Source organism: Pseudoclavibacter soli DSM 23366, assembly GCF_000423505.1.
Taxonomy (GTDB): domain Bacteria; phylum Actinomycetota; class Actinomycetes; order Actinomycetales; family Microbacteriaceae; genus Pseudoclavibacter_A; species Pseudoclavibacter_A soli.
Genome location: NZ_AUIC01000003.1, coordinates 292,491 through 317,579, shown reverse-complemented (window position 1 = coordinate 317,579; position 25,089 = coordinate 292,491). Strand labels below are relative to the sequence as shown.

Sequence of the window (25,089 nt, the reverse complement as noted above, 5' to 3'; positions counted from 1 at the left end):
GGGGGAAACCGACGGCACGCCGTGGGGTGTCACTCGACGGTGACGGCTTTGGCGAGATTGCGCGGGCGGTCGACTTCAGTGCCGAGTCGACGGGCGAGCAGTCTCGAGATGACTTGGAGCGGAACAGCAGCCTCGAGAGGGCCCCAGAGCTGTCTACCCAGATTGTTGAGTGTGGCATCGGCCACCGCCGGGATATTGCTGCCAGCGCCGCCGATGCGCAGCACATTCGCCCCGCGTGCCTGAACCTCGGCGATGTTTCGTGGCAGACGTGGATCGCTGTGGTCGACGACGATGACCGGAGTGCCCTTCTCTATCAGGGCGAGAGGGCCGTGTTTAAGCCCGCCGGCAGGAAAAGCCTCTGCCCATCGATACGTGAGTTCTTTGATCTTGAGCGCTCCTTCGCGTGCATATGGCACGCCGGTTCCACGGCCGAGCAACAGCATGCCGGAGTGTTCAGACAACGAGTCGAGCACAGATGGGACGGCGGACTCTGCCGCCGAAATGGCCTGCTCGATGTGGTCTGGCAGCTCGTACAGCTCGTTGAGCAACCGCAGGACGATCGACCGGGGAACGGTGCCGCGTGCGTGAAGCGCGGAGATGGCGAACGTGATACCTGTGACCACTTGGGCAGTGAAGGTCTTGGTGGCTGCGACGCCGATCTCTTCGCCTGCCAAGCGGTCGAGCACGACGTCGGCTCGGCGTGCCAGTGAAGAGTGGGCCGTGTTGGTGATCGCGACGAGATGGCCATGGCGAAGGTTCAGGTCGTCGATGGCTCTCAGCACGTCTGCGGTTTCACCTGACTGGCTCATAGCGATGACCAAGGTGTCGTCTTCGAGGACGGTTCCCTGAGATTCGCTGGCCACTACCAGGCTGGTCGGGGTTGCGCCGAGACGGCTGAAAGTCGAGGCAATGGTCTCACCAGCGTTCAGCGATGTGCCACACCCGATGATCGCCACACGCCGAAATGTCGGCAGGGCAAGCGATGACCAAGGCGAGTGTGCATCGAGCAGAGCAGGAGCATACGCATCGAGCACGCGGCGCGCGACCAGCGGCTGTTCGCGGATTTCGTGATTCATGTGGTCTTCGAACTCCGCAGCATCTGCAGAACTTGGGGTGACCGACTGCCACGGTGAATGAACTGCGATGAAGCCCGTCACGTGCACCTGCTGTCGGTTGTATGGCCACGGCATCGAGCGCCACGATCTCCCGATCTTCGAGCACTGTGAAAGTCTCTGCGACTTCACGCATCGCGCTGCTGTCGCTGGCGGCGAACACACCGTCGTCTGACACCGCGATCAACAGGGGCGAACGGTGGGCAGTCACCACGATTGCTCCCGTTTGGGTATCGAGCGCCGCGATGGCCCACGTGCCTTGTAAGCGTTCGGTGGCTGCCGACACAGCGCTGGCCAGATCGGTGCCGCTGGCCTGCAGAGCATCGGCGACGAGATGTGCAATCACCTCGCTGTCGACATCAGACGCAAAATGGTGACCATTGATAATCAGCTCGTCGCGCAGTGCGTCGGCGTTGTCGATGATGCCGTTGTGCACGACGCCCACTCGGTCAGTGTCATCGCGATGCGGGTGTGCATTGGCCTCATTGACCTCGCCGTGCGTCGCCCACCTGGTGTGGCCAATGCCGCGGTCAGCCGTTGACCATGCGTCATCGAGCAGCGCGTTGAGCGCTGCGACGCGGCCGGTTGTGCGACAGGTGGTGGCTCCGGCGTTGGGAGAGTGCAGGGTGACTCCGGTGGAGTCGTAGCCACGGTATTCGAGTCGTTGCAGACCATCGATGAGGTTCAGCAGAGCATCGCCGAGCCGCTGAGCGTCAGCGGTCAGACTGCACGCGCATTCGGCGACTTCCACAGCGAGCGGGTAGTCGCCTTCGGTGGCGCTGGTGGTGGCATGCGCCAATAGGCGCTGCAGAATCTCTGCAGATGGAGCACCGCTGTGTGCCGCGTGCCAATCTATAAAGAGCGAATCGGCTGGCTCGGTCGCTGCGGTCGCCCGGGCAAGCTGCGCATGGATGCGGCGGCGCTCGTCGACGCCCATGCTCCAGTGCACTGCACTGCGCAACGCCTGCAGCGGAATCGCTGCGCACTGTGCAGTGACAGCGACGACGGCTTCTTCGGCCAATTGGTGCACCGCGCTGCGCACCTCGTCGTTGGGCAATGCGTGAAGCGACACCTCGCGCGCGCAAGACAGTATCTGCAGCGCCTGCATCTCGGCGTCGGTGAACCCCCGACCGAGCATGGTCTGAGCCAGCGCGTCAGGTGTAGTGGTGACTGACGGTGGCACGTTCAGTGGCAGCGCTCCCATGCGCTCGCGCTCGTCGAGCAGTGCCAGCATGCGCATGAGTGTGCCCGGGCTGCCGCCGGCGATCGAGGCAAGTGCTGCACGGGTGCCCAAAGCAGTGCGCACGGCTGCGCTGGCAGCGACCGCTTCGAGTGCGGTGCGTGTGAATGGTGCGAGGCGATGGATGGGCAGGGACTTCAGGGGGTCATCCGTGCGGATACGCGTAGCGGAGAGCACCAAGAAGATGTTCGTGCCGTCCAGCTGGCCGCAGAGCACGCGGAGAAAGCGTTGGCTGAGTTCGTCTGCCTGGTCGGCGTCGTCGATCATGATATGCGTCGGCGCGCTGGCCCGCGGCGTGATCAGTGTGCGCAGGGTCTGGGAGAGTTGGTGCAGCAGCCGCAGTCGTCGCAGGTGCACCGGCGACTGAGCGGCCGAGGATGGACGGTTCGTGTTGTCGTTCATCTGGATGGCCGCCAGAGCCTGCAACGTGGGATGCAGCTCAGGGGCGTCGTGGAGATCGAGCGCCTGCAGCAGCTGCACGCAGGTGGAGAGGGTGTGGGGTGCGGCGTCTGGGTCGACGTCGATATGGGACAGCATGGCGGATGGGGCGAGGGCCTGTTCGAAGGCACGCAGCAGGTGGGATTTGCCGGAGCCGGGCTCTCCGGTGACGACGATGCCGTGCGCTGCGGAGGCGGGCATGGCCGCAACCAGCCGCTCGACGGGCGTCTCAGGCCCATCGGGTTGCGTCCTGTACAGCGGTTGATCCCCCATGGTGTTCCTCACGGCGTCATGGCAGATGTCGGCAGTGACATCTGCCTTGCTGCACTCAGTCAACCATGCCGGTGGCGACACGGCAAAGTGCCGCGTTGTGCAGCGACTGGGAGAACGCCTGAAGACGTGTACTATAGATCAGGTTGAGCCGCGGTCGCCTCGTGCGACCGTGTTCACGGGCTGTGGCGCAGCTTGGTAGCGCACTTGACTGGGGGTCAAGGGGTCGCAGGTTCAAATCCTGTCAGCCCGACCAGAGAGCCGCCTCGTTCCCATATAGATACTGGGAGCGGGGCGGCTTTGTGTTTGCGTGCACGTTCCTTTGCCTGCCTATAGGCCTCTGAATGCTTCCCGAGGATCCACGCGAGAAACCGATCGAGCAGGGCGCGGCGGGAGACATCAGCACGTCTTCGACTGGATGATGCCCCGCAGGTCGGGCACCTCCAGCGTTGCGTTCCCGCGGTAGTTCTCCCGTTCTTCACGAGCTTAGTGCTACATATCACACAATGGGTGGTATTCAGGGCGTTTGGCACAGTTAAAAGTGCCGGGGCATAACGATCCCCGTTTTACCCCGCCACTACGGGGCTAGATCAGAATCCCATCCACACATTCTTGCCTATAGCCCGCCTTGCCTCCAGCGGCACCGCGCTGACCAGCAGTAAGTGGGCAGAACCCGCGAGCACGGCGAGGGTTGCCGACACATCCCAGCAGGCGGCGGGAACCGAGCAGTTCCACACGCATTCGCTGGCTTGGCTTGAGGATGCCGAGCACGGCATCCGCGTTCCGGTCACCCGCATCACGCTGAGCGACGATGCCCAGGGCAGACCGAACGCCCCACTCGATGTCTACCGCACGGCGGGCCCCGGCAGCGTGCCCGAGGTAGGTCTCGCGCCACAGCGTCAGCCCTGGATCGACGCACGCGGTGACGTCGAGCCGCATGTCGAGCACGGCAGTCAGCTGGTCGACGACGGCCGATCTGCTGTGCGCAGAGGTTCACCCTCGCTGCAGTGGCACGGCCGCACGCATCAGCCACTGCGAGCGAAGCCCGGCCACACTGTCACGCAGATGCACTATGCCCGCCGCGGTGAAATCACCCCCGAAATGCGCTTCGTCGCGCTGCGCGAGGGCTGCGACGTCGAACTCGTGCGCAGCGAGCTGGCCAGCGGGCGCGCGATCATCCCCAACAACATCAATCACCCCGAGAGCGAGCCGATGATCATCGGCCGAGCCTTCTCGGTAAAAATCAACGCCAACATCGGCAACTCCGCAGTGACCAGCTCGATCGCCGACGCCAATGATGCTGCGCAGTTCGCCCAGCTTGACACGCTCGCCGAGCTGACTCATCGCGCATGGGAGCATGACGTGCAGGTGATGGTCGAAGGCCCGGGACACATCCCGCTGCACCTGGTGCGCGAGAACGTCGAACGCCAGCAGCGCATGTGCGACGGTGCACCCTTCTATACGCTGGGGCCGCTGGTCACCGATATCGCACCTGGCTACGACCACATCACCTCAGCGATCGGCGCCACCGAGATCGCCCGTTATGGCACCGCGATGCTCTGCTACGTCACTCCCAAAGAGCACCTCGGGCTGCCCGACCGCGATGACGTGAAAACTGGGGTGACCACCTACAAGATCGCGGCACATGCGGCAGATCTGGCGAAAGGACATCCGGGTGCGCAGCGTCGGGACGATGCGTTGTCGAAGGCTCGCTTTGAGTTTCGGTGGCGCGACCAATTCGCGCTGGGTCTCGACCCGGAGACGGCCGAGCGCTTTCATGACGAGACGCTGCCGACAGAGCCGGCGAAGACCGCCCACTTCTGCTCGATGTGCGGACCGAAGTTCTGTTCGATGCGCATCTCGCAGGACATCCGCGACACCTACGGCAGTGCCGACGAGCAGGCGGCGATCGCGGGGATGCAGGCCAAGAGTCGCGAGTTCCTGGCCGCGGGTGGGCAGGTGTATCTGCCCGACCCGGTGGTGTGCGGGTGACGTGCACGATTTCACCCAAGCGTGCAGGATTTCACCGCTTTGGGGGTGTGGGTGGCGAAATCACTGCCAGAGTGTTGAGATCGTGCGCGATCAGCCGCGATCAGCCGCCATCTGCAGCGCCTCCAACGCGAGCCGCCACGGAATGCGCTCCTGCTCGAGGCGCACGTCGCCCTCGTCGTGCAGCACCTGCAGTGCGCCCAGCTCGGCATCGGTCAGGTGCTCAAGCGTGGCGGTGGATGGCGTGGGCTCCGGCACCCACAGGTCACGATGGGTGCGCAGCGTGTCGGCATCCATCAACACACTTCGGACCTGCGGCAGGTGCTGCCGCAGTCGGTTGAGGATGGCCAGCCCATGGGAGTCGAGATCGCCCCAGTAGACGATGGGCGTGCGGTGCAGCCAGGGCAGCCGGTCGAGCAGATCGACCGCGTACCCGCCGCCGTGGACCACCACGGCTCCAGCCCATGCGGGCATGGCCAGCACGCTCTCGAGGTTCTCGAACACGAAGGCCACCTGGGGGTGCAGTGGCAGTCGGGCGAGCTCGTCGGGCGGTGCGGCCAGATCGTGCGGCAGCGCGGATGCGACCAGCTGCGAGCCGATCACCGCATCGTCGAGCACGCGCAGTCGGATGCGCGGGTCGGCGTCGACGATGGGCAAAGGCCCGGGGTGCATGACCTCGACCAGCTTTGCCACCGTGCCGCGGTGACGTCCGAACCACTTGGTGTCGACCCCGCGCACCGGCAGCTGCCGTGGGCGAAGCGCCGTGCCCGGATGCTCCAGCAGCCAGGCGACCACCTCGCGCAGACGGCCGAAGTCGTCGTCGTCCAGAGCGAGCACACTTGAGCCGACCCGCTGCAGCACCGTGGTCACTGTCCTGGTGTCTTCACCAGCGCCTGGCCGGGGCCGCCCGCCCTCGGGCGCGCCATTGCGCTGCTGCTCGTGAAGGGCAAGGGGTGTCTGTGGTTCAGCCGTCGCGGCGCTGAACTCCTCGAGCAGGCTGCGCAGCGCGGCATCGCGCTCGACAAGGGCTCTGAGGTCTCGCTGCGGTGCGGCGCCGACGAACGCGCCGATGGTGTCGCGGCCGACGAGATCGAGTGCGGTGGGGATGCGCTGGGTGCCGAGCCGGCGCCAGGTGCGTGTCGTCCAGTGCAGGGTCGCACCTGCAGGCAGCTGTGTCTCGGCCTGAGCCCATTCGCGCGCCCATGCAGCGGCTGCTGCGGCGTCGTCACGGGCCTGTGCCTCGGTTGGCGGCTGCAGTGCGACGTGCACGCTCAACGCCGCACCCTCCTGCGCCAGGGCGGCTGCCCACTTCGTCAGGTTACGGGTCAGCCGCTCACGCACCAGGCCTCGGGCCTCACTCAGACTGCGCATCGTGCTCCCAGGTCAGTTCGCTGAAGACCGTCTGCTGTCGGGTGGGGTTGGCCAGCACGGTCGCCCCGCCGATATAGGGCTCGATCGTGGTCACTAGCTTGTTCGGAGTGGCCAGCACCATGTGGAACCCGAACGTCTGGAACACGTCGAGTGCCATGCGCGTGTAGCTGCTGTCGGCCTTGTCGAAGGCCTCGTCGAGCACGACGGTGCCATAGCTCGGCAACGCCCCATCAGCACCGGAGAGCTGGTAGCGCAGCGCCGCGGCCAGCGCGAAGATGGCGAGTTTCTGCTGCTGCCCGCCCGACATCGCCCCGCCCGAGTCGTAGGTGGCCTGTGCCTGGCCGGCGGCGTCGACCTCCTCGGCGAGAAAACTCACGTGCTGCCGGGTGTCGAGGCACTGGGTGCGCCAGACACGGTCAATGTGCTCGCTGGATGCGAACCGGCGGATCAGCCCGGCAAGCTTTGCGAAGCGGTGCTCGGCGAGTTCCATGGTGTCGTCGACCCATGATTGGCCGAGCACCTCATCGAGATCGGTGAGGAAGTCTGCGGCTGCCTGGGTGCGACGGGGCTTGACGCGGATGCGCAGGTGGCGGTCGTGGTCGAACTCGGAATGCGCCAGGGCCTCATTGACCGGATCGACGCGCAGGCGGATCTCGTCGGGGGCGCTGCGGATCTCGTCGCGCAGGAACCCCATCAGCTCGGTGGACCGCTGGTGCAGCAGTTCGAGGAAGTCGCGCTCATGCTCGGGAAGCCCCCGAGCGATGATGTCGTCGAGTCGGTTCAGATACCCGGCACGGTCTTCGACGGTGACGGTGAGATCTGCGGCGGCATCGGGCCACCGCTGCCGGAACTCCGATTCGAGGGCCACGATGCGCTCTGCCGCCTTGGCGGCAGTGCTCTGCTCGGCGTCGATCTCACCGCGCAGCTGCCTGGCGATCTGCGCCCCGGTGTCGGCGACTTGATCGGCGTCGAGCCGGCGCTGGCGTGCATGGAATCGTCGGTGCAGCTCGGCCACGGTGGCCTCGTCGGGCACCCCGCCGCCGGTCTGGGTATCGGAGCCGTCCGCCTCTGCCGAGGCTGCCGCCCGGGCGAGTCGGGCGATGCGCTGTTCGACACCGTCGAGGTCGTGTCGTGCCGTGGAGAGCTTCGCCAGCGTGTCGGCGTGGTGAGCGCGCAGCCGGTCGCGGTCGAGCTCGGCTGAACGCCGGCGCTGCACCGCCTCGGCGAGCTGCGAGTCTGGGCGCACCCGCTCGTCGTACTGCTGGTGCAAGTGCGCCACCGTACTCTCGGCCGAGGCCAGATCATGGTCGTCGAAGCGCAGGTCGCGCAGCGTCGACAGTGTTCCGGCTCGGCGGGCCCGGTGCTCGATCGCCTGCTGCGCGGCATTGCGGGTCAGCTCGGCAACCCGACGACGCTCGCGCAGTTCGGCGGCGCGTTCGAGCAGCAGGTCGAGTTTGCGGCGACGGTCGCCGAGCACCCACTGCAGTCGGTCATCCACACGCAGTCGGTCGTTCTTCTCATAGCGCCCATGGCCGCTGTGCTGCTGGCCGGTGATCGTCATCGCACGCGCATGATCGCCCAGCTCGGCCGGGGAATCGACGCAGGTGAAGTCGTAGGCCTCGCCCAGTCGCCAGCGCAGCCATTGGGCGAATGGCCCGTCGGCCACGCGCACCCGGGCCACCAGGGATCGCTCGTCGGAGACCGGGCGGGGCTCTGGAGCAGTCGTCGGCACCGCCTGATAGACCAGCCGCGTGCCCAGATGATGCCCGTCGACCCAGGTGCGCACCTGGGCCAGGTGCTCGTCTCGCACCAGCAGGGTCAGCGACAGCGGTCGCAGCACCCGTTCGATCGCACCGGTCCAGGGGGCGTGCTCGTCGCGCACTTCGAGCAGTTCGGCTGCGAAGGGCAGCGCCCGCGGGGTGGTCGACAGATGCTCGGCCAGCAGACGGCGCACCTCCAGCAGCTGCGTGGGCATGGTGCTCTGCTCGCTCTTGAGCATCTCGATCTGGTGCAGCACCTCTTTGTGGTCGCGAATCGCCCTGGACGCGGCATCGAAGACGTCGTAGGTGCGGTCGGCTGCGCCGCCGTCGGCCGTGGACCCATCAAGCTCGGCGAGTTCTCGGGTGATCGTTTCGCGCAGCTCGGCGAACTCCTCGGCAGTGGCAGGCACGGTCGAGATGCCCACCTCGCCGAGTTGGCGTTGCAGTACCTGGCGTCGCTGTTCGACCTGCTGCAGCCGTTGGGTCGCCTCATCGATGCGATGCTGCAGCTGTTGCAGATCACCGTCACCGAGTTCAGCGGCTCGGCGCGTCGTCGCGGCGACGAGTTCGTCGGCTGCGGACACACGCCCCTGGAGCGCGGTCGTCTCACCCTGCAGTCGTGCGATCTCGGGCACCAGTGCCTGCCGCTGCGTCTCGAGCAGGTCGAGCTGCAGCCGGCGCTGATACGCCGGCAGTGCGGCCTCGAGTGCGGTGAGCCGGTGGATGCCCGCCTCGGCTGCATCGTAGACCTCCGACTGCCCGCGCAGCAGCACGAGGTGGTCGCGCTGCAGGCGCAGCTGCACCACGGCCTGATAACTCGCGTCGAGTTCGGTGAACTGCTGGACCGCCTCGTCTGCCCGGTCGAACGTGCTGGGGATGTCGAGCATGTAGTCGCGGAACAGCTGATCGAGGCTGTCGAGGTTCTTGGCCGACTGCGTACGGTGCAGCAGCCGGAGGGCGTTCTCCTGTTCGATGCCGAACAATGTGCGCAGCCGGGCGAAGTATTCCCCGGGTTTGTAGGAGTCGAGCCCGGGGACGAGTCGTTTCATGGCGCGCAGATCGAGATTCTGCTCTGCTGCCGGGGCGATCTCGTGCAGGTCGAGGGCGTCGCGGCAGATCAGGTACTGCTGCTTGAGGTCGCTGGCGGCTGTGCCGGTGCCGGTCAAGAAGAACAGTCGAGCCAGGGTGATCGACGCGCCTTGCCCGTCGTCGAAGCGCAGTGCGACGGCACTCCACGTGGTGTCGGGCCTCAGGTAAGCCGACACGATGCGATCCTGGGTGTCGTCGGTGGTGCGCGACCAGGCGCCGCGCACGTAGCTGATCAGGGAGCGCTGGTCGTCTCGGTCACGACTGCCTTGGGCGGCGAGGTTGAAGCGCAGCGAGGTCACCGGGGTGAGTACCGTGGCGATGCCGTCGAGCAGCGACGACTTGCCCGATCCGGAGGGGCCGGTGAACAGATGACCTCGGCGGGCGACGGGCAGCGTGGTGAACCCCTGAAAGGTGCCCCAGTTGACCAGCTGCACCTCGGACAGCCGCCACTGGCCGAGGGTCGCCGACACAGGATCCTGCGTGTGCTCGACCAGCGCGGGGTCGGTGAACAGGGGAGTGTCGGTGCTCATCGGGCCTCCTGCACGTCGGTGGCGGTGTCTGGCTGTGGTTCGGCGTCTGCTCCTGTGTCGGGCTCGCTGCTCGAAAGCCTTCCGGTGCGGGCGAGTTCGCGGTACTGCTCGGTGAGCGCCCGCACCCGGTCATCGTCGATCAGATATCGGATCACCGGTGAGATCTCGGCCCGATCGTCTCCGGCGTCGTGCAGCACGCGCAGCCGGTTGCGCATGCGATCCCAGGAGGCGTGCACGCGTTTGCGCCAGATCGGCTCGTCGGTGTCATCGCGATACACCTCGAGCTGCTCGAACACCTCGTCGGCGTCGACGATGACTCGCCGCTCATTGCTGGTCAGCAGCATCTGACGCAGCACGAGCAGCATCGCGGTGTCGATCACGTTCAGCGAGGTGCTGCGCAGCACCGTCGGCACCTCGATCTCGTCTGAGCGGACCTGACGCACGAACGCCACCTCGGCGTCGTGGTCGATGACCAGCTCGACGAACAGGTCGTTCAGCCTCGAACGGATGGCGTGCTCGTCGGCCAGCAGCGCCAACCACTGATTGCGGCGAGTGGTCGCCGACAGATAGGGGCCGGCCAGTAGCGTCGCCAGCGCACGGCGCGAGTCGGGTGCCAGCGTGCCCGAATCACCCGGCCACAGCCCGATACAGGCCGGTGCGTGCTCCGCGCCCTCGGGCACGGCCTCAGTCGGGCCCGGTCGTGTCTCGTCGCTCATCGCACCCTCCCATGGAACTCGTGCCGCACGACGGTCGCCGTGCGTTGGCAACCATCCTGCCCCGACCATCCGACATGCTCGCTGGCCGTGCGATCGACCACGCCCTGCCCCACGGCCAGCGTCAGCAGGCCGACCACACTGGCCAGCCCTTGCGTGGCCGGATGTCGTGCCAGCACCTCGCCGACCGACACCGGCGCGCCCGCAGCGGCCAGGCTGTCGTTGACATCGGTGATGAGCTCAGCGAAGTCGATCTCGGACTCGCGCACCAGTGCCCGCAGCTCGGCCAGGTCAAGTGGGCTGGCCGCGTTCTCAGCCAGCGGAGTCGAGGCCACGGCCACACTCGGATCGTGCACGCGCGGCTGGCTGATGCTCGAAAAGGTCATGCCGGTCAGCGACAGCTCACCCATGCTGTGCAACGGCGACACGGCACCCAGCGCGGGCACCGCCTCGGCCAGCGCCTGGCGCAGCAGGATGCGCATCTCGCGTTCGCGCTGGAACTCCTGCGACTGCACGAAGCGGCGCAGCCCCCGTGCGAAATCGGTCAGCGCACGGTGCACGTCTCGGCTGGAGATCTTCAGCTGCCGCAGCAGACCGGACAGCTCGCGACGACTGGAACGCTCGAGCCCCTCGGCGAAATCGCGCGAGAGCACCTGGTCGATGTCGTCGGCGAATGCCTCGGAGCGCTCCGGGTCGAGCACGAGTGCGGCAAACGCCTGGAAGGTGCGACCCGCCTCGCTGTCGGCGATCAGGTTGACGCCGTGGAAGATGTCATCGAGCACGCTGCGCTGGGCGTCGTCGGAGTCGAGGATGCGGGCGCGCAGGTCATGCCCCAACTGCTCGAACCGGTCGCGCACCCGGGCGAAGTCGGTCGGCAGCGCCTGCGCCTGCTGGAGGATGTCGTCGACGCGTTCGCGGGCCCGCTCGGCATCGAGCGTCTGCTCCTCGCCACGGCGGATGCGCTGGATGCGCTCCTCGAGCTCATCGCGTTGACGCTCGAGAGCGACGATACGGCGAGAGGTGTCCGGGTCGGTCTCGAGCGCGAGCCCGTGCAGCTGGGCGGCGAGACTGACCAGACGTGACTCGGTGACCGTGGTGCGAGGATCCTGCAGGTCGGAGAGATAGCGCAGGGCACTGAGTGCGGCGGGGGTCAGCTCATAGGTCTCGCCGCGTGCGGCCTCCGCCGGGCGCCGACGCAGCAGACCTGCCTGCCTCCACTCAGTGCAGTAGGCCCGACCGGTGAGCGCGAGCTCGGGGAAGTGCTCGCGCAGCCGATCGAGATCGGCGTCGACGAGCTCGTGCAGGTCATCGACAGGCATGCGCGTCGTGGCGCTCATATGCTCGGCGAGCACGGCGGCGGCCACTGGCAGGGAGGTCATGCGCAGCATGCGCAGCGACGCGTGCTCGTCGACCAGACGTCGCAGCTCGAGGGCACGGGAGACTGCGGACATCACGGCCCCCTCTCGGTCGGCGTCGGTCGGCTGCTGGTCGCCCAGCGCGTTCAGGATGTGCCGCGTGCGCTGCCGGCGTGCACGCGGCAAGTCTACGGGGGAGCGCCGACATCTTCGCGGGACCCGTGCGATCGGAGGCGATCAGGAGGCCGTCTGGACGACGGTGCAGCGTGACTCCCAACGGCTGCGGACCCTGCTCGATGAGACGCTGAGCTGACTGTTCCTGCGCGTTGCGCCCACGCCGGACGTTCCCGGCTCACTGTTGTCGTAAACTTTACTTGCAGGAAAGTTCATGACAAGCGGAGGAGGTGAACTCTGTGCCTGAATACATCGACCTCCTCTGGGCTCCGGCCGACGACGAGTTGAGCGGCCTTTCGAAGAAGGATCGTCGCGCCGGACGCTATCGCGCGTTCGTCCCCGACACGATTGCCGATCGAGAGTTCGAGCTGTCATCCTCGACGCTCGCCGCTGCCGACCAAGCCCTGCAGGCTGTGACTCGAGCCGATGAGCGGGTCGGAGCCCAGGCATCCTTTCTGCACCACCTGCTGGTGCGCTCGGAGTCGATCTCATCCTCGTACATCGAGGGCATCAACGTCACTCCCAAGCGGCTGGCGCTGGCAGAGGTGCTCGGCCGCGGAGGCAGTGCGGCTCGGGCAGTGCTGGGGAATGTGCGAGCCACCGAGTCAGCGGTGACGACGATGGGAGACCCGGCGCATGTGATCACCATCGATGATCTCGAGCAGTTGCAGCGATCGGTGGCACCGGCTGCGCTGCAGGGAGTGCGAGATGTGCAGAACTGGGTGGGTGGCACCGGTTACAGTCCGCTGCGCGCGCAGTTCGTCCCTCCTCCGCCAGAGCGGGTGCGTCCGCTGCTTGATGACCTGCTCGCATTCGTCAATGCCGAGGCCGGCCCGTCGTCGGCGGTGAACCCGGTGGTTCGCGCAGCCGTCGCACATGCGCAGTTCGAGACCATCCACCCCTTCGCCGACGGAAACGGGCGAACTGGGCGCGCCCTCATCCACGCCCTGCTGCGACGGGCCGGCGTGGCACGGCATCTGATCGTGCCGGTGTCGACGGTCTTTGCTGCGCACACGGATGCCTATGTCAGCGGACTCACCGCCTTCCGTGGGCAGCCCCAGCAATTGGATGACTGGGTCACCGGTTTTGCCGAGGCACTCTCCCTCGCTGCGGGAAATGCGGTGCTGCTGACGCAGCAGGTGAACGATCTCGACGGTGAGCTGCGGCGGCGGCTCATCGCGTGGCGCGAGGCTGCGGGGCTCACCCCGGTCAGGCCTCGTACCGACGCCGTGGTCTGGAGCATCCTGGGCATCCTCGCCGAAGCACCGGTGGTGACGGCGGCAACGATCTCGGAGCGTTTCGGGGTGTCTCGTGTGGCGGCCGGCCGCGCACTCGGCCAGCTGCAGGATGCCCGGGTGCTGAAACGCGTCAAAGACCAGCACGGCAACACGGTCGCGTTCACCTCCGATGCGCACTTGGGGCTCGTGGCTCTCGTCGGGCGCCGGAACCTGGCCGGCGGACGGGACACTGCGGTGGTGCAGCCTCGACGAGCCCCGGCCGCGCCCGCGGATGACGTGGTGCGCCTGCACGGCGAACATGAGTGAGGAAAGGTGCGCGGGCGCCATCTAGCGTCACCTCACGCTCGCGCACACGGTTCAGCTCTGCCGCAGCACCTTCTCGAGCGGGCGGCCTTTTGCGAGTTCGTCGATCAGCTTGTCGAGCTGTCGGATGCTTCGCGCCAGTGGATGCTCGATCTGCTCGACGCGCACTCCGCAGATCATGCCGGTGATGCGACTCGCCTCGGCCGGAACGGTGGCACAGGCGAAGAATTCTCTGAAAGTCACTGCTGATCGAAGGCGTTCATGCAGGTTGGCGGAGTCGAACCCGGTCAGCCAGGAGATGACCGCGTCGAGCTCGGCGACGGTGCGCCCTTTGCGCTCGATCTTGGCGACATAGAGCGGGTACACCTCGGAGACGCTCATATCGAACAGCTTCTGCATGCGATCGCTCATGCGCCCAGCGTAGTGCAGAGGATCGGGGCGTGACCTCCGGAAGTGACGTGCCTGTTTTCACCCAGGTGTGCGTGATTTCACCGTTTCGGAGGTGTCGGTGGCGAAATCACTGCCAGGGCGTTGACATCGTGCACGGCTGGCGGCTGCCGGCGGGCAGCTGCCCGCCGGCGCAGCCTCAGCTGGCTCCGGCGCCGATGCGGTCGAACACATGCCCAGCCAGGGTCGTGTTGTGGCTGCGCCGGAACATGCTCACGCCCCGGCGCATCAGTCGCACGTTGAGGTCGTAGCAGCCGTCGAGCAGCTCGGGGATCTCGAGCGCCTGCAGGATGCTGCCCCAGTTTTCGACGAGAATGGACACCGCATCTGGTTCGGCGCGGTAATTGCCGATGAATGCCTCCCAAGGAGCATTGGCAGCATCAAGCCGTTCGGCGATGGCGTCGAAGCCCTCCTGCGTGGTGAGCAGATTGAAGCTCGCGGCGACGATCGGCTCTCCCTCGATGGTGACCTCGCGAATGTACAGGGTCTCCATCTGACCACAGTTCAGGGTGATCAACCGGTGATCATCGGAACGGCGGCCGGTGCCGGGAAGTGCGGTCAGCGTCCATAATTGGCCGGATGTGCTGATGGGTGCGGGCACCGTCTCGTCGACATAGCGGGCCAGGACCGCCACGAGCTGATGCCACTCGGGGTGCGCCTGCAGCTGCCAGGAGCGCTGGCGCCGGCTGTTGGCCTCGTCGGCGACCGTGGCGCGGCGCTCGCGCTGCCAGGGGAGCGTGGCCGAGATCTCGTCGTCGAAGGTGAGAGTGAGGTCGTCATCACCGCCAGGTAGGTCGGTGAGCATGATGTTGCGCAGCCGGTGGTGCTGCTCCTGCTCGTGCACGGTGGTGCGCTCGGCCTCGTCGAGCAGTTCGGGCGCGCAGGGTGCGAAGTTCAGAGCCGCGATGTCGCCGTGGTGCCGGCGGTGGGAGGCGTAGCGGGCGACGATGTCGACGGTCTGCCCGACGTAGCGCTCGTCGTTGGCGAACTCGGGCACGTAGATGCCCGTGCGCGGTGCGCCCTTGGCGGCGAACAGTGAGCTCGCCGACCCCTGCTCGGTCATGTCGTGGCGTGTGAAGTGCAGTGCCTGCATGTGTTCCCCTTCTCTCGTGCTCGCTGCGATTGACGTGGCTGGCTGCGCGCGCGTGATGCTGTGGCTCGCGCTGCCCGTGTTTCTCGGCCATGTGCTGCAGTGAGGTGAGGTCTTGCCCCTCCTGATTGGAGGCTACAGGCACCCACTGACACGGAGGTGACGTATTGCGAGCCTCTGCCGCCGCGGTTGCTGCTTGAGGTGGGTGCTGGAATACCCGGCGCTGGCTGTTCTGCTGGGTACTGGCCCAAGCAGAGAGTGCGTGCAGCGAATCTCGCCAACTTGTCGTTCGTTGCTCACGACACGCCACAGGTGTGGCGAGTGAGCGCGCGGGGTGGCAAGTTTTGCCACGGGGTGTGCGCGTGGCGGCGCGACGAGGGCAGGGCTGCAGTTGGACGTAGGGCTCGCCTCAGGCCCACCGCAGCTGATCTCGAGGTGGTGGGCAGGGCTCGCACCATTGCGGGAATATCCCCATATGGTCTATTCTGGGAATATTCCCACATTGACGAGCGTGAGGAAACTCCGCAATCACTTGGAGGCATGATGACAATCGTTCAGGCGCGCAAGCTCTCAGATGTTGCAGCGGTCATCCGCGCGGTGCGTGAAGATGAGGGCCTCACTCAGGCCGAGCTCGCCGAACGTCTGGCGTTCTCACGTGACTATCTGGCCGATCTTGAGGCGGCCAGGCCGACGCTGTACACGACGCGACTTTTCCGCACCCTGCATGAGCTCGGCATCCGGCTCACGCTGGAGTACGAGGATGAGGTGCAAACTGCCGACACCGCAGAAACCGCAGCAGCAGGCACTGAGCTCGAGGCTGAATCCAATGCCTGAGCTCGAGCTCTTCCTGCATGACCAGTATGTGGGCACCGTGCGCCCAGTGAGTCGCGATCGGTCGCGGGTGATGCTCGACATCGACCGGGACTATCGGCAGCAGACGCTGCTGAGCGAGTCGTTCACGGCGCTTCCCGGGCGCGCTGCCGTCTCAAATGCCGTCTCGAACTTCTTGGGCGGTTACGTGCCTGAGGGCAACCATCGCGAGCGGATGGCCGCGAAACGTCATGTGAGCAAGGACGACCTTTTCGCATTGCTCACCGAGTTCGGCGGTTCCATCGCCGGAGCGGTGACGCTGCGAACCCCCGCAGATGCACGGCCGGGTCGGCCGTCATATGAATCCCTGAGTGAAGAGGTTTTGACGCAGCGACTTGAGCAGGCACTGCGGGACAGCGACCAAGGCATCCCCGACGACAGTCGTTCGACGTTGCCCGGGTACCAGCCGAAGCTCCTCGTCGCACGATTCGACGGGCAGTGGGCGTACCCTCACGGTCGTGCGCACTCCACACACATCTTGAAGCCCCAGGTGCCATCTCGCCCGCACCGCATCTTCGACGAGTATTACAGCCATCAGCTGGCTCGAAGCGTTGGGCTCTCACGCTATGACAGCTGGATCGGTGAGGCAGGTGCGATGACCTACCTCGCCATCCAACGGTTCGATCGCGATGTCGATGGAGACGACGTGCGCCTGCACCACCAAGAGGATCTGGCTCAGGCGCTCAACCTCGACTGGCGCGACACCGACGTCAAGTTCCAGGATCCGAGCTGGCCGAGTGCCACCACCCGGGCCAGCGCTCGTCGCATCGGTCAGCTGCTTGCAGAGATTCCGGGTGGCGACGCAGTGGTGGAGGAGTGGATTCGCCAACTCACCTATCACGTTGCGATCGGCAACAACGATGCGCATGCGAAAAATGTAGCGCTCATGCACCAGCCATCGGGCACGGTGCTTGCACAGCTCTACGACGCGCTCCCGAATTTCTTCCAAGAGGGGCTGGTCAGCTGGAACATGGCCCTAGCCGTCGACGGCGAGTTCGATCACCGACGCATGTCGGTCGATCGCCTGCGCGCGGAGATCGCGGACTGGGCGGTGATTCGCGATTCACGCGCCGAGTCTCTGATCTCACACACGCTTGCATCGGTGGCAGAGGCGATCGGTGCGGTGCAGCCGCCGCAGCAGGTCTCGTCAGGGCTCATCGAGCAGCTCGAGTGGAATGTGAGTCGGCTGCGCGCTGGCGATGAGATTGGCGAGCGGCCGCGCGGCTGAGGGGGGCTGACCGTGGTGTGCGATTCGAGGGTCGTTCCGCGTGCCCACTGAGCCTCCAGCAGCGCACTGATCGACACGGCCAGCTTCTTCAGGGCGCACGTGAGGACGTGCTGGACGCTACTCACACTTTCATCCTGCCGCTTGTGAGATTTGCGTTTCGCCGCTGCCTGTACCTTCACATTGCCGCTGCTCGGGTTTGCGTCTGGGCGTTCAGATGGTCAGAGAGCGATCTTGTCGATCACGTTGCATGGGCTGGCCGGCCGCTGATGCAGCCCCGTGGCAAAACTTGCCACTCTGCACGTTCGTTGGTCACGACACGCCGCAGCTGTGGTGAGTGAGCGTGCTGACTGGCAAGTTTTGCCGCGGGGCAGGCACAGGTGCAGGCAGCGGCCCGGTGGTCAACGCGGGATGCTACCCCAGACATGTTCGCGATGCCATCTCAGGTACGTGCCGCCCGGTGATGAAGCGGGAGAGGGCACGAGGAGGTGATCGCGCATCCCTGCGGGCCCGAAGTTGTGCGCCACCTGCGCATCAGCAGCCACGGCAGCCTGTAGGTGCGGAGCACGCACGATCGACAGATCATCGGCCACGGTGACCAGGCCCTGATCGAACGCCGCATCGTGCGTCGGGCAGGCGGCGATGCCGTTGGTCGGGTCGAGGCGCTCGCGTCCGGTGGCGTCTTTCCACGGCTTCACATGACTGGCGATCAGCAAGTGCCTGCTGTGCGCGATGGCATCGGCGCTCAACCCGCAGAAGGCACAGGTGCGCTGGTAGTTGCGCAGCACATCCTTGGCGAAGCGCTGCTGGCCGATGCGCTGGCCGGCAAGCGCCAGCCGTTCGGTTTCGGCCGTGGGGATGTCGGGGGCTTTCTTGTGCCAGTCGTCCAGTTCGATCTGCACGGCTTGTTCCATCTGCCAATCTGGCACGAGATCCACCTCGAAGAAGGTGCCGATATCGGACGGTTCGTCGTGTGGCACGAGATCGAGGAAGTCGGGCAGCTGCTGCGCGGTGATGTCGGCCGCGCGGGCCGCGAGCAGGAGCTGCTGATAGATGGCGAGATATGCCGTCACGTCGCGAGTGAGCTCGAGGGCCACAAGCACGTCGTTCTTGGCGCCGTTGGGGCTCGACCCGTCGAGGTTCGACATCTTGCGGATGATGCTTCCGGGCGAGCGCCGGAACAGTCGCGCCAGCTGCGGGATCGGCATCGGCGCCTTGGAGATGTTCGCTCCGCCGTAGCCGTGCCCGTTGACGCGGAAGCTGGCGCCGAAGCACAGCAGCGTCTCGATGGGCAGGAACGCCTCCTGGCGGCCGCCGGGGGCTGTGGGGGTGCGTGCCAGAACGCGCTCGAACTGGGCCCGAGCATCAGCCTGCGTCAGGTGCAGGTATGCGTCGAGCGGGTAGGGCATGATGCCAGGATATCCCAGGCCCAATGCGACAGACGTACTCCACCTTCCGGGGACAGTGTCACAGGGGCCGAGCATAATCTGCTTCGCCGATGGAACAACTTCCAGCAGGCTTGAATAGATGAGAGGATTGACTACATGACATATACTTCGCGGCTCAGTGTTTTGGAAATCTGCGCCGGCGCAGGCGGTCAGTCTTCAGGACTAGAGATGGCTGGGTTTGGTCACTCCCTTGCTGTCGAGATCGACAAGGACGCTGCCGCGACGCTTCGACTGAACCGCCCCCGCTGGGATGTGCATGAAGGAGATGTCCGCGAGGTAAGCGGGCGTGCTTACAAGGGGATTGACCTCATTGCCGGTGGAGTCCCTTGCCCTCCATTCTCAATTGCTGGCAAGCAACTTGGTGCCGATGACGAGCGCGATCTGTTTCCCGAAGCGATTCGTCTTGTTCGAGAGGCCAGGCCAGCTGCGGTCATGCTGGAAAATGTCAAGGGGCTCGCATCTGCACGGTTTGCTCCCTATCGGCAATCAATCCTAGATGCACTTGATGGCATGGGTTACGATGCCGACTGGCAGCTGCTGAACTCCAGCGAATTTGGAGTTCCGCAGCTGCGGCCTCGGTTCATTCTTGTTGCGATGAGGCGTCGCAACTTCCGCAGATTCGAGTGGCCTCGTGCCATTGGCACGCCACCCACGGTTGGCTCGACGCTGCGCCCGTTGATGGGAGCCCGAGGCTGGGCTGGAGCCGAGACCTGGGCTAGGGGGGCTAACAACATTGCTCCGACACTTGTCGGGGGGTCTAAGAAGCACGGCGGAGCTGACCTCGGCCCGACCCGCGCGAAGCAGGCGTGGCTTCGGCTCGGTGTTGACGGCAGAGGCATCGCGGACGAGGCTCCAGGCTCGGAAGCGCCCGTTGACTATGTACCACGTCTCACTAATGCTATGGCTGCCAGAGTGCAGGGCTTCGCACCCGAATGGCATTTTTACGGACGAAAAACATCCGTGTATCGACAGATCGGCAATGCCTTCCCGCCGCCCGTCGCCAAGGCAGTTGGAAGTTCGATCGCGGAAGCACTAGGTGCGGTTGACTCGCAGAGGAAGATTACCCGTTCTAAACTCCGCGTAGTTAGCTAGATGTAATGTCCAGGGAGGTTGTTTTCGATTCTACTGATGAGCGGGGCTCCGATTGCGGAGTGGCGTCTGTGATGATTGTGGTGGTGGATCCAGCCGGGAACCGCTGTTCGACGTTCGATCTCGATCCGTAGAAGCGGGCGTGGGTCCAACCGTCAGCGAGGGTGCGCTGACGGCCGCTCGATCTTACCGTTAGTCTGCGGGCTGGTAGGGGATGCTTGGGCGGATCCCGGGCACCGTGCAGGGGCGTATCGCCAGGCATGCAACCTATGTGTGGAACCGTTGCCTGAGAGGACGCGTTCGACGGTGACGCCACGCTCGGCGAACTAGGTGACGGTATGGTGCATGATATCGATCGCGGTGGCTTTCTTCTCGTCCGAGTGGATCTTGGCGTGGGCGACGCGGGAGTGGTCGTTGATGACGATATGAACGAACGTAGTGCCCAGTCGCCACCGTCAGGATGTTGCCGAAAATGGTGACCATCCACGTGGATCAGCGAACCAGCTCGGTCGCGCTCGGAGCGTCGGCCGGTCTCGCTGACGACCGGGGCGATCTCGTACAGCGGATTGATGCGGCAACACACTAGAACCGAGTGGGCCGTCGAGGCTGATTGCCCGAGCACGCCAGCGATCTGGACTGGCCCAAGTCGCGACCTCGCTTCACTGTCCGCTTGGACAAGGGCAGCGGCGTCTTCTCCAGCATTACTGTGGACGGATCGAGCGGATCCGCCATTCCGGCCACACTCCCACCGCAGCTGAGCCGCCCGCATCCGGGCGGTGACCGGCGAGAACATGAACGGCTTCGCCGCGATGACGATGGCGACGGGGCATTCGTCATCGACGATCAGGCGTGCCATCCGGAAACGAGGGCCAACAGTTCAGGGCATTATGAGCGTGGGGAACGTGAGTGTCTCGTAACTCGTGAAACGGTTGAGCTGAACAGCTCCACTTCACGATCGGAGGTCCACACCTCTCAACTCATCATGGCCATGTCGCCGAATCATTACGCCTCGGTATCAGAACCAGTAGGTGTACTCATTTCGTTGGTATTACTGGAGCGGGGGAAGTGACGGCATCACCAGAAGGAGCGATACACCAGCGGGTTCCAGCGATATAAGCTCCGTCCGTCTCACCTGCCGGAGCTACCTGGATGCTTACAAGCTCGCCGGGTGATGGTACTGCAGCGCCGAGCTCGATTGCGATGTTTCGTTGAACGCTGTAGTCGCCGCTCAATATTAGAATACCTTCAGGCCTGAGCGCGCTGCGAGAGCCTCCATTGTCACGCACACGCTTCATATAATCATCCTGTTGTGCGACGGTCGCGATGATATTGCGCGTCAGGACGCGGTTGGTCGCTCGGCGGAAAAGCTCGTTTACTCGTGCTTGGCCGCTCGTGCCCAACATTATCGCAGTCACCACGTCTTCCGGAAGTTGGAGCAGAGCGTTCGGCTGCATAGGGGCATCTTTGAAGAGCCAGATGATCTGAGAGCGTCCATGGGCGTTCAAGCCAGTCTTCTTGTCACGGTTTTCGCTGGTTCTTCGATTGGCCTCCGTCACGCGAACGACTCCGACACTCCAGACAGATTCTTGGTCACTGGCCTGAGTAACCAAGATGAGTTGCCCGAAACTCTCTATCGGAAGCATCCAAGCGCCAGTGTGAGAATACTTGCAATCTACTTCGTGCCCGGCGATCTTGAAATCGAGAATCTCGCCATCGCTGAGGTTCAGCTCTCGCTGCAGGTTGATTTCGATCAAGGTGCCGAAGTGTGTCTTCTCCGTTTTAAAAAGCTGATCAACACTGTATCGGCCCGTGTGCTGGCCGTCATACAACTGATCAAAAGTGGCTCGGAACACCTTCGCCATGCGGGATCCGTCGGGGTCTAACCGTAACAACTCGGACGCGACTTCGAATGCACCACGGTCGGCGTCCTTCGCTGTCGGTAGTTCACATGCGGTCACAGCTCTATAATATCCATTCGGGCGTCTTGAGACGGGCTCCGAGTTGAGCAGCGGGACTCAAACCGTGTCGGTGGCTCGTGCCATGATGGCACCATGGAAACAGAAAACATTCTCAGCTGGACGCTTCAGGAGGAGATTCCGACGCCCAGCGACATCCAAGCGCTGCTGATCAACGGGGAGCGGGCGATCGCGTCGTTCCGCACCTTCCGAGATTCGGCGACGTTCACCGACGGGCGCCTGATCGTGCGTGACGCCCAGGGCATGACCGGCCGCAAGGTCGAGATGTACTCGCTGCCGTACTCGTCGATCAACATGTGGTCGTCGGAGAATGCGGGCACGCTCGACTTCAACTCCGAGATCGAGCTGTGGACCCGAGCCGGGCATGTGAAGATCAAACTCACGAGAAAGGCCGACGTGCGGCGCATCGACTCGCTGATCGCGTGGGCGGTGCTGTCGTCGCACTGAGCACTCCAGCTCACAGCGCGGGGCAGCTGCTGCAGACTCTGCGACAATTGCCACGAGACAAGGGGGATGAATTGGGCAGACACGCCGCACCGCACGCTCTGCAGCAGGGCGAGGCCAAACCGAGTGGGGTATCCACCGTCGCCGACCCCAGCACGCATGCGTCACTGACGCTCACTGACGAGTTCGCCGAGGCGCTTGAGCTGCTCGAGCAGGGCAGCAACATGTTTCTCACGGGGCGTGCAGGCACCGGCAAGTCGACGCTGATCCGGCTGTATCTCGCACACACCGACCGGCGCGCGATCACGGTCGCGCCCACCGGCATCGCGGCGCTCAACGTCGATGGGTACACGATCCACCGGCTGTTCTCATTCCCCATGGGCGTCGACGAGCAGATGGTGCGCGGCCCCCGCTACCGGCCGGGCCGATTTGCGAAGGTGCTCGCCGAGCTCGACACACTCATCGTCGACGAGGCGTCAATGGTGCGCGCCGACCTGTTCGATGCCATGGTCGCCGCTCTCGAGCGCTTCGGGCCCAGGCCCGGTGAGCCGTTCGGCGGTGTGCAGATGGTGCTCGTCGGCGACCTGTATCAGCTGCCTCCGGTGGTCACCGAGGCGGAGGCTGCCTTCATCGACGAGCACTACGGCACACCCTACTTCTTCTCGGCGCACAGCTTCGACGCGGCTGCGTTCCCGACCAGAGAGCTGACCACAGTGTTCCGCCAGATCGGCGACACCCAGCTGGTCGACCTGCTCAACGCGGTGCGCGAGGGCGCCCTGCTCGACGAGGCTCGGGCGCAGCTGAATCGGCGCACGGTGCCAGACTTCGAGCCCGACCTCGACGAGTACTGGCTGACACTGGCCACCACGAACCGCATCGTGCGCGCCCGCAACCGAGCCATGCTCGCACGTATCACCGAGCACCCCACCGTGTTCGAGGCCACCGTGAGCGGCGAGATCGACGGGTTCGAGCATCCCACCGACGACACCCTGCACCTGGCGGTGGGCGCCCAGGTGATGTTGCTGAACAACGAGGCCGACGGCAGCTGGGTCAACGGAAGCATCGGTCGCATCGAGCGCATCGACGCTGACGCCGACGACCCGGTGGTGGGCGTGCGACTGCGCGACGGTCGGCTCGTCGAGGTGCACCGGCACGTGTGGGAGATCACCCGCCCCGAGGTGCGTGGCGGGTCGCTGACGCATCAGGTGATCGGCACGTTCACACAGCTGCCCATGAAGCTCGCATGGGCGATCACCATTCACAAGAGCCAGGGGCAGACGCTCGACCATGTGGTCGTCGATCTCACCGGTGGTACCTTCGCCAATGGGCAGCTCTACGTCGCGCTCAGCCGGTGCACCAACCTCGACGGGTTGGTGCTCAAACGCGAGGTGCTGCCGCGCGATCTGAAGACCGACATTCGCGTACGGCGGTTTCTCAACGCCGGCTCGCCAGCGGGTGCAGCACCGGCTCACGTCTATCTCTCGGCGCTGTTCGTCGGCAACGAGGGAGACCGCTACCGGCCGCGTCCCATCGAGATCGCCGTGGTCACCGACGACGGCGACGAGGCGACCACGGTGGTCAACCCCACCAGCGACCTCTACTCGGCCCAGGCAGAGTTCGGCATCACCACGCGAGACGTGCAGCTGGCACCCGTGCTCACCGAGGCGTGGGCGGCGCTGTCCCCGCTGCTGGCCGGGCGCATCCCGGTCGGTGTCGACATCGACCGAACGCTCGGGCTCATCGACTCCGAGCTCAAGCGCAACGGGGTCGTGCAGCAGATGCCGCTGGGAGCCGAGATCGCCCCGGAACTGCTCACGGCATCCGACCGCACAGCACTGACTGCGCCCACCGCACTCGAGCGCGCGCGTGCCCTGCGTGACATCGGCGGCCGGATGCAGCAGTCCGACCCAGCGACGCCGGCGGCTGAAGGCGGGGTGGCGCTCGGCTCCAATGCCGGGGGTCGTGGATATCTGCTCACCCGCACGACCGGGCCCACGGGGCGAGTCGATGCGGCCGGGTTTACCGTCGGCGGGGCTCTGACACCTCAGGACGATCCGGCACAGGTGCTCGCCGATGCATTGGGTGCGGCATGGGATCGCGTGGTCGACCGTGACGAGAGCGTGGTCTCGCGACTGCGCGAGGTCGAGGCATCCTTCGGCATCTCGGTGCTGCCAGAGGGTTTCGAGCCCGACTCCTCACTCGACCTGCACACCGTGCTGTGCCCCGGTGCGCGGGTGTGCTTCACCGGCACGGTGAATCTGGCCGGCCGTGGCGAGGTCAGTCGCGGCGAGATGGAGCAGATCGCCCTGGCGCATGGGCTTGCCCTGTCTGAGAACATGACCAAGACCAAGACCGACGTGCTCGTCGTCGCCGAGCGCGGCACGCAGTCAGGCAAGGCGAAGAAGGCAGCACAATGGGGCAAGCCAGTGATCGCCGCAGAGGAGTTTCTGGCCTGGGCAGGGGAGTGAGCTTGGGCTGAGCGGTTGCTCCCACTGGTACACCTGCCCGATACCAGCCGTTCACGCGCACGGGGCACGTTCTGTCTTCGCAGCACCATGAACGTGAGGGAGCGAACGCCATGTCCGGAGGAATTTCCCTCGGCGTATCTTCCTGACCGTGGGCATCGACCCCGCCGCGAAGCTTCGCGCCGGCTGCCCCTCGTGCGGCGCGCGCATGCCATCCGATGCCAGATTCTGCCCGGAATGCGGCACCCCGGCGGCTCAGGCCGGCTGCTGCCCGACATGCAGCGCGGAACTCGCGCAGGGCGCCGGCTTCTGCGCACAGTGCGGTAACGCGGTCGCCTGATCGTCGCTCCCAGCCGAGACCCGGCGCATGAGCCGGAGAGCATGGATGCAGTCGTGCGCGCGGTGGCCTGGCCGTCAGTGTCGTCGAGTGGTGAGTGCAGGTGGCTTTGACGG

The 25,089-nt window shown here is 65.3% G+C and carries 19 protein-coding genes, 1 tRNA gene and 1 pseudogene; 9 read left to right on the top strand and 12 right to left on the bottom strand.

The genetic code is table 11. The features are described 5' to 3' along the window. Positions 1-29: 29 nt before the first annotated feature. Both G557_RS14185 and G557_RS14180 read right to left on the bottom strand, forming a co-directional pair. Positions 30-956, bottom strand: coding sequence for an SIS domain-containing protein (locus G557_RS14185; protein WP_211220501.1), 927 nt, complete (start codon positions 954-956; stop codon positions 30-32). Further along, positions 916-3,063: an AAA family ATPase gene (locus tag G557_RS14180; protein WP_211220500.1), complete on the bottom strand. Its 2,148-nt coding sequence runs from the start codon at positions 3,061-3,063 to the stop codon at positions 916-918. The genes G557_RS14185 and G557_RS14180 overlap by 41 nt, the downstream gene beginning before the upstream one ends. Before the next feature lie 176 nt (positions 3,064-3,239). Between G557_RS14180 and G557_RS0101475 the strand changes: the two genes are divergently transcribed. After that, positions 3,240-3,316, top strand: a tRNA-Pro gene (locus G557_RS0101475). Here the strand turns inward: G557_RS0101475 and G557_RS14415 are convergent. Then, a complete protein-coding gene (locus G557_RS14415; protein WP_425414028.1) occupies positions 3,279-3,563 on the bottom strand; it encodes a transposase-like zinc-binding domain-containing protein in 285 nt (94 codons plus the stop codon). The genes G557_RS0101475 and G557_RS14415 overlap by 38 nt on opposite strands. Positions 3,564-3,672: 109 nt before the next feature. Here G557_RS14415 and G557_RS10915 point away from each other — a divergent pair, with 109 nt between their 5' ends. Continuing rightward, positions 3,673-5,052 (top strand): phosphomethylpyrimidine synthase ThiC, encoded by a 1,380-nt coding sequence (locus tag G557_RS10915; RefSeq protein ID WP_425414026.1) that lies wholly within the window; start codon positions 3,673-3,675, stop codon positions 5,050-5,052. Between the two features lie 90 nt (positions 5,053-5,142). On the opposite strand, the gene G557_RS0101465 is transcribed toward G557_RS10915, so the two are convergent. The 4 genes from G557_RS0101465 to G557_RS0101450 are packed head-to-tail and all read right to left on the bottom strand — an operon-like array spanning position 5,143 to position 11,963. Then, positions 5,143-6,420, bottom strand: a complete 1,278-nt coding sequence (locus G557_RS0101465; protein ID WP_028244686.1) for a Wadjet anti-phage system protein JetD domain-containing protein — start codon at positions 6,418-6,420, stop codon at positions 5,143-5,145. Continuing rightward, positions 6,404-9,799, bottom strand: a complete 3,396-nt coding sequence (locus tag G557_RS0101460; RefSeq protein WP_051224039.1) for an ATP-binding protein — start codon at positions 9,797-9,799, stop codon at positions 6,404-6,406. Before G557_RS0101460 ends, G557_RS0101465 begins: the two co-directional genes overlap by 17 nt. After that, positions 9,796-10,515 carry a DUF4194 domain-containing protein gene (locus G557_RS10910; protein WP_051224037.1) on the bottom strand — a complete coding sequence of 240 codons (720 nt, stop codon included), beginning with the start codon at positions 10,513-10,515 and terminating at the stop codon, positions 9,796-9,798. The genes G557_RS0101460 and G557_RS10910 overlap by 4 nt, the downstream gene beginning before the upstream one ends. Beyond that, positions 10,512-11,963: a DUF3375 domain-containing protein gene (locus G557_RS0101450; protein ID WP_028244684.1), complete on the bottom strand. Its 1,452-nt coding sequence runs from the start codon at positions 11,961-11,963 to the stop codon at positions 10,512-10,514. Before G557_RS0101450 ends, G557_RS10910 begins: the two co-directional genes overlap by 4 nt. Positions 11,964-12,280: 317 nt before the next feature. Here G557_RS0101450 and G557_RS0101445 point away from each other — a divergent pair, with 317 nt between their 5' ends. Then, positions 12,281-13,585 (top strand): Fic family protein, encoded by a 1,305-nt coding sequence (locus tag G557_RS0101445; RefSeq protein ID WP_028244683.1) that lies wholly within the window; start codon positions 12,281-12,283, stop codon positions 13,583-13,585. Positions 13,586-13,636: 51 nt separating this feature from the next. On the opposite strand, the gene G557_RS0101440 is transcribed toward G557_RS0101445, so the two are convergent. Next, positions 13,637-13,993, bottom strand: coding sequence for a DUF2200 domain-containing protein (locus tag G557_RS0101440; protein WP_245542741.1), 357 nt, complete (start codon positions 13,991-13,993; stop codon positions 13,637-13,639). Positions 13,994-14,168: 175 nt separating this feature from the next. After that, positions 14,169-15,122, bottom strand: a complete 954-nt coding sequence (locus G557_RS0101435; protein WP_028244681.1) for a GIY-YIG nuclease family protein — start codon at positions 15,120-15,122, stop codon at positions 14,169-14,171. A 537-nt stretch (positions 15,123-15,659) separates the two neighbouring features. Here G557_RS0101435 and G557_RS14070 point away from each other — a divergent pair. Both G557_RS14070 and G557_RS0101420 read left to right on the top strand, forming a co-directional pair. Next, a complete protein-coding gene (locus G557_RS14070) occupies positions 15,660-15,953 on the top strand; it encodes a helix-turn-helix domain-containing protein (RefSeq protein ID WP_084626901.1) in 294 nt (97 codons plus the stop codon). Continuing rightward, positions 15,946-17,217, top strand: coding sequence for a type II toxin-antitoxin system HipA family toxin (locus tag G557_RS0101420; protein WP_028244680.1), 1,272 nt, complete (start codon positions 15,946-15,948; stop codon positions 17,215-17,217). Before G557_RS14070 ends, G557_RS0101420 begins: the two co-directional genes overlap by 8 nt. A 398-nt stretch (positions 17,218-17,615) precedes the next feature. Here G557_RS0101420 and G557_RS0101415 read toward each other — a convergent pair whose 3' ends face one another. Further along, on the bottom strand, positions 17,616-18,623 hold the full coding sequence (locus G557_RS0101415) for an HNH endonuclease (RefSeq protein ID WP_028244679.1): 1,008 nt from the start codon (positions 18,621-18,623) through the stop codon (positions 17,616-17,618). Positions 18,624-18,758: 135 nt separating this feature from the next. On the opposite strand from G557_RS0101415, the gene G557_RS0101410 reads away from it, so the two are divergent. Then, complete coding sequence (locus G557_RS0101410; RefSeq protein WP_028244678.1) at positions 18,759-19,754, top strand: DNA cytosine methyltransferase; 996 nt, start codon at positions 18,759-18,761, stop codon at positions 19,752-19,754. Here the strand turns inward: G557_RS0101410 and G557_RS14065 are convergent. Next, a pseudogene (locus G557_RS14065) lies at positions 19,751-20,607 on the bottom strand (integrase core domain-containing protein). The gene G557_RS0101410 and the pseudogene G557_RS14065 sit on opposite strands and share 4 nt — an antisense overlap. A gap of 178 nt (positions 20,608-20,785) precedes the next feature. Continuing rightward, a complete protein-coding gene (locus G557_RS0101395) occupies positions 20,786-21,709 on the bottom strand; it encodes a NaeI family type II restriction endonuclease (protein ID WP_028244677.1) in 924 nt (307 codons plus the stop codon). A gap of 93 nt (positions 21,710-21,802) precedes the next feature. Here G557_RS0101395 and G557_RS0101390 point away from each other — a divergent pair, with 93 nt between their 5' ends. The 3 genes from G557_RS0101390 (at position 21,803) to G557_RS14410 (ending at position 24,976) form a co-directional block, all read left to right on the top strand. After that, positions 21,803-22,174 carry a PH domain-containing protein gene (locus G557_RS0101390; protein WP_028244676.1) on the top strand — a complete coding sequence of 124 codons (372 nt, stop codon included), beginning with the start codon at positions 21,803-21,805 and terminating at the stop codon, positions 22,172-22,174. Positions 22,175-22,245: 71 nt separating this feature from the next. Beyond that, positions 22,246-24,639, top strand: a complete 2,394-nt coding sequence (locus tag G557_RS0101385) for an AAA family ATPase (RefSeq protein ID WP_245542740.1) — start codon at positions 22,246-22,248, stop codon at positions 24,637-24,639. A gap of 148 nt (positions 24,640-24,787) precedes the next feature. Further along, positions 24,788-24,976 carry a zinc-ribbon domain-containing protein gene (locus G557_RS14410; RefSeq protein WP_156877039.1) on the top strand — a complete coding sequence of 63 codons (189 nt, stop codon included), beginning with the start codon at positions 24,788-24,790 and terminating at the stop codon, positions 24,974-24,976. Positions 24,977-25,089 lie beyond the last annotated feature (113 nt).